12 protein-coding genes are annotated in these 12,204 nt (G+C 66.6%); 11 read left to right on the forward strand and 1 reads right to left on the reverse strand.

Features of this window, described 5'->3' with window-relative positions:
• Positions 1-104: 104 nt before the first annotated feature.
• Positions 105-638: an archease gene (locus tag J1N60_RS08410; protein ID WP_312912228.1), complete on the reverse strand. Its 534-nt coding sequence runs from the start codon at positions 636-638 to the stop codon at positions 105-107.
• Between the two features lie 159 nt (positions 639-797).
• On the opposite strand from J1N60_RS08410, the gene J1N60_RS08415 reads away from it, so the two are divergent.
• From J1N60_RS08415 to leuD, 11 genes are all read left to right on the forward strand, one after another.
• Positions 798-1,277, forward strand: coding sequence for a GNAT family N-acetyltransferase (locus J1N60_RS08415; protein WP_312912230.1), 480 nt, complete (start codon positions 798-800; stop codon positions 1,275-1,277).
• 87 nt (positions 1,278-1,364) lie between these two features.
• Positions 1,365-2,540, forward strand: a complete 1,176-nt coding sequence (gene priS, locus J1N60_RS08420) for a DNA primase small subunit PriS (RefSeq protein ID WP_312912231.1) — start codon at positions 1,365-1,367, stop codon at positions 2,538-2,540.
• 7 nt (positions 2,541-2,547) lie between these two features.
• Complete coding sequence (locus tag J1N60_RS08425; RefSeq protein WP_312912233.1) at positions 2,548-3,450, forward strand: DNA replication complex subunit Gins51; 903 nt, start codon at positions 2,548-2,550, stop codon at positions 3,448-3,450.
• Positions 3,451-3,531: 81 nt separating this feature from the next.
• Positions 3,532-3,987, forward strand: a complete 456-nt coding sequence (gene bcp / locus J1N60_RS08430) for a thioredoxin-dependent thiol peroxidase (RefSeq protein ID WP_312912235.1) — start codon at positions 3,532-3,534, stop codon at positions 3,985-3,987.
• A 503-nt stretch (positions 3,988-4,490) separates the two neighbouring features.
• Complete coding sequence (locus tag J1N60_RS08435) at positions 4,491-5,735, forward strand: LeuA family protein (protein WP_425499347.1); 1,245 nt, start codon at positions 4,491-4,493, stop codon at positions 5,733-5,735.
• A gap of 427 nt (positions 5,736-6,162) precedes the next feature.
• The gene (ilvB, locus tag J1N60_RS08440; RefSeq protein ID WP_312912237.1) at positions 6,163-7,989 is read left to right on the forward strand and encodes a biosynthetic-type acetolactate synthase large subunit; all 1,827 of its coding nucleotides are present in this window, start codon (positions 6,163-6,165) and stop codon (positions 7,987-7,989) included.
• Between the two features lie 67 nt (positions 7,990-8,056).
• Positions 8,057-8,713, forward strand: coding sequence for an acetolactate synthase small subunit (gene ilvN, locus J1N60_RS08445; protein ID WP_312912239.1), 657 nt, complete (start codon positions 8,057-8,059; stop codon positions 8,711-8,713).
• Positions 8,706-9,791 carry a ketol-acid reductoisomerase gene (gene ilvC, locus J1N60_RS08450; protein WP_312912241.1) on the forward strand — a complete coding sequence of 362 codons (1,086 nt, stop codon included), beginning with the start codon at positions 8,706-8,708 and terminating at the stop codon, positions 9,789-9,791. Before ilvN ends, ilvC begins: the two co-directional genes overlap by 8 nt.
• 15 nt (positions 9,792-9,806) lie before the next feature.
• Positions 9,807-10,160: a DUF7989 family protein gene (locus tag J1N60_RS08455; RefSeq protein WP_312912243.1), complete on the forward strand. Its 354-nt coding sequence runs from the start codon at positions 9,807-9,809 to the stop codon at positions 10,158-10,160.
• A complete protein-coding gene (gene leuC, locus J1N60_RS08460; RefSeq protein WP_312912245.1) occupies positions 10,157-11,578 on the forward strand; it encodes a 3-isopropylmalate dehydratase large subunit in 1,422 nt (473 codons plus the stop codon). Before J1N60_RS08455 ends, leuC begins: the two co-directional genes overlap by 4 nt.
• Positions 11,571-12,197, forward strand: a complete 627-nt coding sequence (gene leuD / locus J1N60_RS08465; RefSeq protein ID WP_312912247.1) for a 3-isopropylmalate dehydratase small subunit — start codon at positions 11,571-11,573, stop codon at positions 12,195-12,197. Before leuC ends, leuD begins: the two co-directional genes overlap by 8 nt.
• The last annotated feature ends 7 nt before the right edge of the window (positions 12,198-12,204 follow it).

A 12,204-nucleotide genomic window follows, 5' to 3' on the forward strand; every position in this document is an offset into this window, starting at 1 on the left:
GGTCGTGTCTATCCGGTCGATCGACAAAAGGACTCGAGTTGCAGCGGGCGAGACGGGGCCGGGGTTACGGCCACGAGTGACTCCCTGTGGTCGCTCGATCCTGGTCAGACGTCGAAGACGACGTATGCCTCCCAGCCGCCGTCGACGTCCTCGAGGCGCATCTCGGAGTAGGTGACGGCTTTGACCTCTCTGGCGTCAATCGTCGACAGCGGAATCCCGTGAGCGTCGGCTGCGAGTCGCCAGCGGTCGGCGTGTCCGTCCCCGCTGACTGGTACCTCGAGTGCACCCTCGTCGTCCGTGCCCTCACTCTGGCTCTCGTCTCCTGCATTCTCGTCCCCCGCATCCTCCTCGATTCGCTCGAGCGTCTGAACGCGGTTGTCGACCGGCAACTCGAGGCGGACGTCCCGGAGGTAGATGAGTTCGTCCAGGTACTCGAAGAGGAGGGCCTCGCGGCTCTCGGCGCGCACCTCGAGTGTGAAGCGGTCGTCGCTCTCGCCAGCACCCGCGCCGGTGCCGGGAATCTCGTCGCACGAGGCCGCCGCCAGCCCGTCGGCAACGGCGGCGACGGTCGCCTCGAGGGTGTCGCCGCTCGCGGCGACGGCGACGTCCGCGGTGTGCGCGCGAAGCTCGTAGCTCATGGGGAGTCGTTCCGTCGCCAGCGTGCTATGTGCATCGGTTCCGCGAGGCTCGAGTGGTATCGTTTTGTGGCCGCCAACGACGTCGTTCACTCCGTTCCGCGAGGAACGCCGATCCGGCCGCCGGTGGAATTATATTGGCGACGGTGGTACGGTTGGTTAGTGAGCGTCAACATCGACAGTCGCGTCGTCGAACCCGGTAGCGACGAGTTCGTCGACTCGGCCTGGGAGCTCAAGGAGACGATCAGCCAGGCTGAGGGGGTGCTCAAACAGCGACGCAACTTCTTCGTCGACGCCTACCGGCGCTCGACGGTCCACTGCTACGTCCGAAACGGGACGGAACTCGTCGGGTTCGCCGCGGTTCGACGCGACGGCTACATCCTCTTTCTGGCCGTCTCGCCCGACTGTCGGGGCGAGGGCATCGGCAAACGCCTCGTCGCCCAGGTCGCCGAGGACCACCGCTCGATCACCTGCCACGCCCGTACGACCAACGAGAACGCCCTCCAGTTCTACGAACATCTCGGCTTCGAGATCAAGCGCCGCATCGACAACTACTACGAGGACGGTGGCGATGCCTACTACCTCAAACTCGGCTCGAGCGCCGGGCTCTCGGATCGAATTTCGGAATTGATTCGTCGCTGATTCTCGTTCTGCACGCGGACCTGACCGTCTCGAGCGACGGCCATTCGGAAACGCCTATATGCCAGTGCCGCCGACTACCGGGGACGCATGGAGGAGCGCACGCGGGCCTATCTTCGGGGGCGATTTCGGGACCACTACCGACGGACGGAGATCACTCTGCCCCCGGAGGCGAACGAACGCGAGTGGGGGTACATCCCCTGGACGGAAGGCCCCAAGACCACGATGGTTCGCCACCGCTCGCTCCTCGAACTCGGCTCGCTCGAGGACTTCCTCGAGCGCGAGCGCCCCCAGCACGTCTACTTCTCGGTCGGGCGCTACCGCGACCCCGGCGCGAACTCGATGAGCGCCAAGGACTGGCGCTCCTCGGATCTGGTCTTCGACCTCGACGCCGATCACCTGCCGAGCGTGACCCTCGGGGAGGACTCCTACGCCGAAATGCTCGAGAAGTGCAAGGACGCCCTGTTTCGCCTGCTCGACTTCCTCGAGGACGACTTCGCCTTCGAGGACCTCGAGGTCGTCTTCTCGGGCGGGCGGGGCTACCACGTTCACGTCCGCGACGAGTGCGTTCAACAGTTAGAGAGCGACCACCGGCGCGAGATCGTCGACTACGTTCGCGGGATCGGCCTCGAGTACGACGCGCTGATTGAGACCGAGACCGTCGCCGGACTGGGGCGCAAGACGCCCACGCAGCGCCGACACCTCTCGATCGACGGCGGCTGGGGCCGACGCACCCACCGGCGGTTCATGAACTACGTCGACGACCTGCTCGACCTCGAGGAAGACGCCGCCCTCGAGAGACTGCAGTCGTTCGACGGCATCGGCGAGGGGAAAGCTCAGGCGACGCTCAACGCCGCCCGGAACAACCGCGCTGAACTCGAGGCGGGGAACGTGACGGTCCACACGGCGGTCTCCCAGCTCGCCGAGCGCTTCGCCGGGCGGGCCGTCGAGGCCGACAACGCGCCGATCGACGAACCGGTCACGACCGACACGAACCGACTCATTCGGCTCCCGAGGAGCCTCCACGGTGGCAGCGCGCTCGAGACGCGACGAATCGACAGGGACGACCTGACGGATTTCGACCCGCTGGTCGACGCCGTCCCCGAGACGTTCCGGGGCCACGAGATCGCCGTCGACGTGAACCGCGGCGGCGAGGTCGAACTGGGGGGCGATATCTTTACAGTCCAGGAGGGTGACCAGTCACTACCGGAGTACGTCGCCATGTTTCTCATGGCGCGTGGCCGCGCTGAAAAGGAGAAAGAATGACCCAATAATGAATCTCGACGAGTTACGTACGGTGCAGAGCAAGGAGCGCCAGAAGGACAGCCTCCAGCACCTGCGTCCGTCGTTTTACAAAGAAGTCGGCGAGTACATCGCGAACCTCGAAGCCGAGCGCGAGCGCGTCGCCGAGGCCGCCGACGACCCCTTCTCCTCGCCCGAAGTCGGGCGCCTGACGGACGAAATCGAGACGGCGAAGGACGTCGTCGAGGCCATCTACGAGCGCCGGATGGGCAAACTCGTCAAGCAGGCGAGCCTCGCTGCGGCCGGGATGCCCGCCGACGACGAGGGACTGACTGCGGAGGAATCGGACCTGTTCACCGACCTCGTCGATCGCATCCAGAGCAACAAACAGCGCGTGCTCGACGTGCTCGACGGGAACGAGGACGCGGTCGCGGAGGCGACGGCCGCGAGCGAGTCGGCCGTGCCCGATCCGCCGGCCGATCCAGGCGACGCACTGGCCGACGTCGCCGGTTCCGCGGGCGACGAGCCGACCGCCGACCCGTCGCCGGAGGGCTCGGTCAGCGTCGCCGACGCCATGGGCGGAGACCTGCCCTCGAGCGACGACGCGGATGCCGTCGATGCCGCCGAGACAGGGGCCGCGACTGGAACGGGAGACGCCGGCGACGACGTCCGGCCACCGCCACCAGAGGAACCGCCGGCGGACCGAGAGGACGCTGGCGACGCCGAACCCGGTGTCGAGACGACGGGAGGCGAGGACTCGAGCGGTTCTGCACCCGACGTCGACCGCGTCACCGTCCGCATCACCCGCGACGTCGGCTCGATCCTCGGGATCGACGACCGCGAGTACACGCTCGCGGCCGACGACGTCGTCACGCTGCCCGAGCAAAATGCGACGCCACTGGTCGAGCGCGAGGCGGCAGAACCGCTGGAGTGACTCCCGAGTAACTCCCGAGTAACTCCCGAGTGATGCCCCGGGGACCGACAACACTACAACCCGCGAGACGAATCACCGGACATGCTCGAGGCTGGCGACGACGCACCCGACTTTGCACTGCCGAACCAGCACGGCGAGACGGTTCGCCTGGACGACTTCGAGGGCCAGCACCTGATCGTCTACTTCTACCCCCGGGCGAACACCGAGGGCTGTACGGTCGAGGCCTGTGAGTTCCGCGACGCGCGCCCCGCTCTCGAGACCGAGAACGCGGCCGTCGTCGGGATCAGCGACGACCCCGTCTCGGATCTCGCGGACTTCGCAGACGACTACGACCTCGAGTTCGACCTCCTCTCCGACGAGGACGGCTCCGTGTCGGCCGCGTACGACTCCTACGGCGAGAAGCAGATGTTCGGGAACACGTTCGACGGCGTCTTCCGGAACACCTTCGTCGTCGGTCCGGACGGCACCATCGAGGCGGTGTTCGAGGGCGTCACCCCCGAGGGACACGCCGACGAAGTGCTGAACGTTCTCGAGTGAGCGTCCGGACGGTTCAGTTTCGATTCCGGTTCTCGATGCGATAGCGACGGTCCAGACGCGCGTTCTCTTCGAAACGAGTAGTATCGCGACTGAGTGGTTCCCTCGAGACTGCTCGGAGCAGCACTCGAGGCGCTGTGGCGATACAGTCGACGACGGCGCTCGCTCGGGCCGACGGTGGTGCTCACCCCGGTGAACGACAAGGGCGGTGATGCTCATCCGGCCGGACGACGATGTCACCCAGGTGGACGAACGACCAACTCCCAGCGCGCGCGACCGGCCACATCGTTACGTCCTCAAGAAATCGGGTGGAATTTACAGTGCCACGTCGTACCGTGTCCGGAACTGGCATAGTATCATTGGGTGGCGTATAAGGTCTACCCGTTCGATATAGGCCGTTTACGTCGTGCGGTTTTCCGAATCCACACGATCGTATAGCAGCGCGCAAAAACTGCCAGCGTCTGTTTCAGCGCCAGGTTTATATACTGCCTCGGGCCTGGGGTTGGATACAATGTCGACACCAAACGACACCGGCTCTGAGACCCCTCAGGGCGGTCGAGTTCTTCCAGGGCACGTTAGATTCTACTGACGAAATCGCAACCGCACGCGTTTTCGACACGACCCTGCGCGATGGCGAACAGTCCCCAGGCACCTCGTTCTCGTACGATGACAAGCGCGAGATTGCGCGAATCCTGGACGAAATGGAAACCCACGTCATCGAAGCAGGCTTCCCCGTCAACTCCGAGGCCGAGTTTGAAGCCGTCAGTGACATCGCGTCCTCGACGCGGACGACGACCTGCGGACTGGCCCGCGTCGTCGACAAAGACGTCGAGGCGGCGCTGGATTCCGGCGTCGAGATGGTCCACGTCTTCGTCTCCACGAGTGACGTCCAGATCGAGGACTCGATGCACTCGAGTCGCGAGGCCGTCGTCGAGCGCGCCATCGACGCCGTCGAGCGCGTCACCGAGGCGGGCGCGATCTGCATGTTCTCGCCGATGGACGCCACCCGGACCGACGAGCCGTTCCTGCTCGAGGTCATCGAGGCCGTCACCGAGGCGGGAACCGACTGGATCAACGTCCCCGACACGTGCGGGGTCGCGACCCCGCGACGGTTCTACGACCTGATCGAGACGGTCACCGATCACACCGACGCGCGCATCGACGTCCACACCCACGACGACTTCGGATTGGCGACGGCGAACGCGCTGGCGGGGATCGAGGCCGGCGCCGACCAGGCGCAGGTATCGGTCAACTCGATCGGCGAGCGCGCCGGCAACGCCGCCTACGAGGAGTTCGTGATGGCCGTCGAGTCGGTCTATCAGGCCGACACGGGCATCGACACGACGCGGATCACCGAACTCTCCCAGGTCGTCGCCGATCGAAGCGGCGTCCCGGTCCCCTCGAACAAGCCGGTCGTGGGCGCGAACGCCTTCTCCCACGAGAGCGGTATCCACGCCGCCGGCGTCATCGAGAACGCCGACACCTTCGAACCCGGCGTCATGACCCCGGAGATGGTCGGCGCCCGGCGCCGACTCGTCCTGGGGAAACACACGGGAACCCACTCGGTCCGCGAACGACTGGTCGAGACGGGCTTCGACCCGACTGAGACTGAGGTACGTGCCGTGACCCGCCGTGTCAAGGACTACGGCGCCGAGAAGCGTCGCGTCACCGTTTCGGATCTCGAGCGATTCGCCGAAGCGGAAGGCGTCGCTCGGCTCCCCGAGCGGGAGCGAGAGGAGGTGCAGGCGTAACGATGCACCCTTCGGTTGCTTCGGCCGGCCAGCGTCGGCTGTCGCGGATCGACGTTCGATCGGATGGATCAGTCAGTCGCTCGAGCGCCGCCCGTGCCGACGTCGCCTCGAGTGGCAGCCGGCCCCCGTTCACGGACTCGAGCCCGAGCAACGTTTGCCAGCCGGGAAACGGTTATATGCCTCGAGGCGTCTACCAGTGTAGTAATGACGACCCGCGCTTCCAGCTCGGCTCGCGGTGCCGACAGCGGCGCGGTCGCGACGCTCATTATTGTAGGGGCCGCCTAGCCCCTCACTTCACCCTCCCTGTCCCGACGTTGCACCGATTTCATAGCGACCAGCGACGCAGCACCCACAGTCCCCAGCGACCCCGAACGATGACACGACAGCACACACGAAATTGCCGCCATCCGGCGGCAGGAGGGTATCGATGAGTGAACGCGCGACACCGGTGACACCGCGGACGGAAGCGGATGCGACGGAAACCGAGCGCGAGCGAGAACACGACCCCGAAGCCACCGCCGACGCCTCGACCGAACCAGATTCGAACACCGACGCCTCGACGAAACCGGTCACGACGGGCGCCGAATCCGTCATCCGCGCGCTCGAAACCGCGGGCGCCGAGTACGTCTTCGGCGTCCAGGGCGGGGCGATCATGCCCGTCTACGACGCGCTCTACGATTCCGAGATTCGACACGTCACGATGGCCCACGAGCAGGGCGCTTCCCACGCCGCCGACGCCTACGGCATCGTCTCGGGCGACCCGGGCGTCTGCTTCGCGACCTCCGGACCCGGCGCGACGAACCTGGTGACGGGCATCGCCGACGCCGACATGGACTCGGACCCGATGATCGCGCTGACGGGCCAGGTGCCGACCGCGATGGTCGGCAACGACGCCTTCCAGGAGACAGACACCACGGGCGTCACGAAGCCCATCACGAAGGCCAACACGTTCTCGAGCGACCCCGACCGCGTCGGCGACGACGTCGGCGAGGCGTTCGCGCTCGCGGGCGCGGGTCGACCCGGCCCGACGCTGGTCGACCTGCCGAAGGACGTGACCCTGGGCGAAACCTCGAGCGAGCCGGGCCAGCCGCGGACGCCGGACACCTACGAGGTGCAAGAGCACGCCGACCCCGAGACGGTTCGACTGGCCGCCCGTCGCATCGAGCAGTCCTCGAAGCCGGTCTTGCTGCTGGGCGGTGGCGTCATCAAGGGCGACGCCACCGAGGCCGTCCGGGCGTTCGCGATCGAACACGAGATTCCGGTCGTGACGACGATGCCCGGGCTCGGCGCGTTTCCCGAGGATCACGACCTCGCGATGGAAATGGCCGGGATGCACGGGACGGGGTTCGCCAACATGGCGATCACCCACTGCGACACCTTGATCGGCGTCGGCACCCGGTTCGACGACCGGTTGACTGGTGGCATCGAGCACTTCGCGCCCGACGCGGAGGTCATCCACGTCGACATCGATCCAGCCGAGATCAGCAAGAACATCCACGCAGAGTATCCGCTCGTCGGCGACGCGGAAACGGTGATCGAGCAGTTGGCCGACGAGGTGACGGAATCCCCGCGAGCCACCAAGTGGCGCGCCCAGTGCCAGCAGTGGAAGTCCGAGTACTCGATGGCCTACCGGACGCCCGAGGACGAACCCGTCCAGCCGCCGTTCGTCGTCGAAGCGCTCGACGAGGCCACGAGCGACCGGGCGATCGTGACCACGGGCGTCGGCCAACACCAGATGTGGGCCTGCCAGTACTGGACGTTCACCGAACCCCGGACCTGGGTCTCGAGCCACGGGCTGGGGACGATGGGCTACGGCCTGCCCGCCGCCGTCGGCGCGCGACTCGCCGCCGAAGACGACCAGGAGGTCGTCTGCTTCGAGGGCGACGGCTCGTTCCTGATGACGATTCAGGAGCTCGCCGTGGCCGTTCGCGAGAACATGGACATCACCGTCGTCGTGCTCAACAACGAGTACATCGGCATGGTTCGCCAGTGGCAGGACGCCTTCTTCGAGGGCCGACACGCCGCCTCGGAGTACAACTGGTGTCCCGAGTTCGATACCCTCGCCGAGGCCTTTGGCGCGAAGGGATTCCGCATCGACGACTACGACGAGGTCGCCGACACGGTCGAGGCCGCGCTGGCCTACGACGGCCCCTCGGTGATCGACGCCCACGTCGACCCGCGGGCGAACGTCTACCCGATGGTGCCGAGCGGCGGCGACAACGGACGGTTCGCGCTGTCGGAGGACCAGCTATGACCGCCGAACGGACACCAGTCGCCCGTGCGCGACCCGCGAGGTCGGGTCCGAACTCGAGGTGGTCCGCGTGACTGACCGACGTGGACTCGAGGGCCCTGCTCCCGACGAACGGCCGGCCCCGGCGGGCAAGCGCAACGAACTCGGCATCCGGGTCGATCCGGAAGTCGAGGCCGCCCGCCCACCGCGACGGACCGTCATCTCGGCGCTCGTCGAGCACGAACCCGGCGTGCTCTCGGACGTCTCGGGGCTGTTCTCGAGGCGGCAGTTCAACATCGAGAGCCTCACCGTTGGGCCCACGGAGGACGAGGCCCACGCGCGCATGACGATTGTCGTCGAGGAGCCCGATCCCGGCATCGAACAGGCGAAAAAACAGCTCCGGAAGCTGATCCCGGTGATCGCGGTCCGCGAACTCGAGCCGGACGCGATGCGCCGGGAACTGGCGCTCGTGAAGGTGAACGCGACCCGGCCCGACCAGGTCGCCGCCGTCGCGGAGATGTACGGCGGAAAGACCGTCGACGCCAGCCCGGAGACGGCGACGATCGAGATCACGGGATCGCGGCAGAAAATCGACGCGGCGATCGACTCGTTCGGGCAGTTTGGCATCCGTGAAATCTCCCGAACGGGAACGACCGCGATGGCCCGCGGGACTGACGACACGGCCGCCGAGCAGACGCAAGCACAGCCAGCCGACCACCGACACACCGTTCCAGCAGACGATGACTGACGACACCCACACCCACACTGACACCGATACCGACGCAGACGACACGTTTACGACGAACATCTACTACGGCGAGGACGCCGACTCAAGCTACCTCGAGGACAAGACGGTAGCCGTCCTCGGCTACGGCAGCCAGGGTCACGCCCACGCGCTGAACCTCCACGACAGCGGGTTCGACGTCGTGGTCGGCCTGCGCGAGGACTCGAGTTCCTGGAGCCAGGCCGAGGACGACGGCCTGCGGGTGACGACGCCCGACGACGCCACCGCGGAAGCCGACGTGATCATGTTCCTCGTCCCCGACACCATCCAGCCCGCGGTCTTCGAAGCCGTCGAGAACGGTCTCGAGGAGGGGAACACGGTCATGTTCGCCCACGGGTTCAACATTCACTACAATCAGATTCAGCCACCCGAATACGTGGACGTCACGATGGCCGCTCCGAAGGGCCCGGGTCACATCGTGCGCCGCGACTACGAGAACGGCGGCGGCACCCCGGCCCTGATCGCGGTCTACCAGGACTACACGGGCGACGCCAAGGAGGAGGCGCTGGCCTACGCCCAGGGCATCGGCGGCACCCGCGCGGGCGTCGTCGAGACGACGTTCCGCGAGGAGGTCGAGTCGGACCTCTTCGGCGAGCAGGCCGTCCTCTGTGGCGGCGTCACCTCGCTGGTCAAACACGGCTTCGAGACGCTGGTCGACGCGGGTTACGCCCCCGAAATGGCCTACTTCGAGTGCCTGAACGAACTCAAACTGATCGTCGACCTGATGTACGAGGACGGGATCGGCGGCATGTGGTACTCCGTGAGCGACACGGCGGAGTACGGCGGCCTGACCCGCGGCGACCGCATCGTCGACGACTCCGTGCGCGAGAACATGGAGGAAGTACTCGAGGAGGTCCAGAGCGGCGCGTTCGCCCGCGAGTGGATCAACGAGAACCAGGCCGGACGGCCGTCGTACACCCAGCTGAAGCGCCACGACGAGGAACACGAGATCGAGGCGATCGGCGCGCCCCTGCGCGACCTCTTCGAGTGGGAGGACGACTCGAGCGAGAACGAACCGGCGGAAGTGCCGGCGGACGACTGAGACGAGGAGAGAACCATGACACGAACTACCGACACCACGACCGCAGCGAAATCGAACGACGCGAAACGGAACCGAGCCCGAAATCGAGACCGACGAACGATGGGCGACGTCAGCCACACCAACCCCTACACGGGCGAATCGACCGGCCACCTGTTCAGCCGCGGGCCGATCGTGGCCGCCGACGGCGGGAAGGCGAACGCGGTTCCCGAAGACCGGACGGACGAACGGGACGAACGAGCCTCGAGCGACCCCACGGACGGGGACGGGGACGACCGCATGAAAGACGTGAGCCACACGCCGCCGCGTGACGCCGCCGACGCGAACGCGGTATTCGAGCGCGGCGGGAGCGAGGTCGGAGCCGACGAATGAGCGAGGGAACGCTCTACGACAAGGTCTGGGACCGCCACGCGGTCACCCGCCTGCCCACCGGCCAGGACCAGCTGTTCGTCGGCCTCCACCTCATTCACGAGGTGACGAGCCCCCAAGCGTTCGGGATGCTCCGCGAGCGCGACCTCGAGGTCGCCTACCCGGACCTGACCCACGCGACGGTCGATCACATCGTGCCGACCTCGAGCAAGGAACGGCCCTACGCCGATACGGCGGCCGAGGAGATGATGGCCGAACTCGAGGAGAACGTCCGCGAGTCCGGCATCGAGTTCTCCCACCCCGACACGGGCGAACAGGGCATCGTCCACGTCATCGGCCCGGAGCAGGGGCTGACCCAGCCCGGGACGACCATCGTCTGCGGCGACAGCCACACCTCGACCCACGGCGCCTTCGGCACGCTTGCGTTCGGGATCGGCACGAGTCAGATCCGGGACGTCCTCGCCACGGGCACCGTCGCGATGGAGAAACAAAAGGTTCGCAAGATCGAGGTCACCGGCGAACTGGGCGACGGCGTCGAAGCCAAGGACGTCATCCTCGAGATCATCCGGCGACTCGGCACCGAGGGCGGCGTCGGCTACGTCTACGAGTACGCCGGCGAGGCCATCGAGAGCCTCGACATGGAGGGCCGGATGAGCATCTGCAACATGTCCATCGAGGGCGGCGCCCGCGCGGGCTACGTCAATCCCGACGAGACCACCTACGCGTGGCTCGAGGGTCGCGAGCGCGTCCCCGAGGGCGAGGCATTCGAGCAGCGCAAGGAGTACTGGGAGTCGATCCGATCGGACGACGACGCGACGTACGACGACGTCGTCACGATCGACGGCGGCGACCTCGAGCCGGTCGTCACCTGGGGCACGACACCGGGGCAGGGCGTCGGCATCACCGAGCCGATTCCCGAGCCCGAGAACCTCCCCGTGGACAAGGTCGAGACGGCTCGCCGCGCCCAGGAGCACATGGGGGTCGAACCCGGCGAGACGATGGAGGGCTACCCCATCGACGTGGCCTTCCTGGGTTCGTGTACCAACGCGCGCCTGCCGGACCTCCGGCGGGCCGCTCGGCTCGTAAAGGGCCGGACAGTCGACCCCAACGTCCGTGCGATGGTCGTCCCCGGTAGCCAGCAGGTCAAGCAGGCCGCCGAGGAGGAGGGCCTGGACGAAATCTTCACCGAGGCCGGCTTCGACTGGCGCGGCGCCGGCTGCTCGATGTGTCTCGGCATGAACGAAGACCAGCTCGAGGGCGACGAGGCCTGTGCCTCCTCCTCGAACCGGAACTTCGTTGGCCGCCAGGGGAGCAAGGACGGCCGCACGGTACTGATGAACCCCCGGATGGTCGTCGCGGCGGCGATCAACGGGGAAGTGACTGACGTGCGGGCGATGAAGGAGGTGACGGTGAATGAGTAACGAACTCGAGATCCCGAGCGTCGATTCGGTGTCGGGAACGGGCGTCGCGGTTCGCGGCAACGACATCGACACCGACCAGATCATCCCGGCCCGGTTCATGAAGGTCGTCACCTTCGACGGCCTGGGAGAGTTCGCCTTTTTCGATCAACGATTCGACGACGACGACAACGAGAAGGACCACCCGCTGAACGAGCCCGAGCACCGCGATGCTTCGGTGATGGTCGTCAACGCCAACTTCGGCTGTGGCTCCTCGCGCGAGCACGCCCCCCAGGCGCTCATGCGCTGGGGTATCGACGCCTTCATCGGCGAGAGCTTCGCCGAAATCTTCGCGGGGAACTGTCTCGCACTCGGGATGCCCACGCTCGAGGCCGATACCGAGGTCGTCGAGGAGCTGCAGGAGTGGGTCGAAGCGAATCCCGACGGCGAGCTCGACGTCGACGTGGCCGACGAGACCGTCACCTACGGCGGGAAGACGGTCGACGTCCGCGTCGACGACGCCCAGCGAAAGGCACTCGTCGAGGGCGTCTGGGACACCACGGCGCTGATGAAGGCGAACGCCGAAGCCGTCGACGAGACCGCCGAGGCACTCCCGTACGTCGAAGACGGGAAACGAGTGTAGGTTCGTT

Origin of the sequence: Natronosalvus caseinilyticus (assembly GCF_017357105.1) — an archaeon.
GTDB lineage: Archaea > Halobacteriota > Halobacteria > Halobacteriales > Natrialbaceae > Natronosalvus > Natronosalvus caseinilyticus.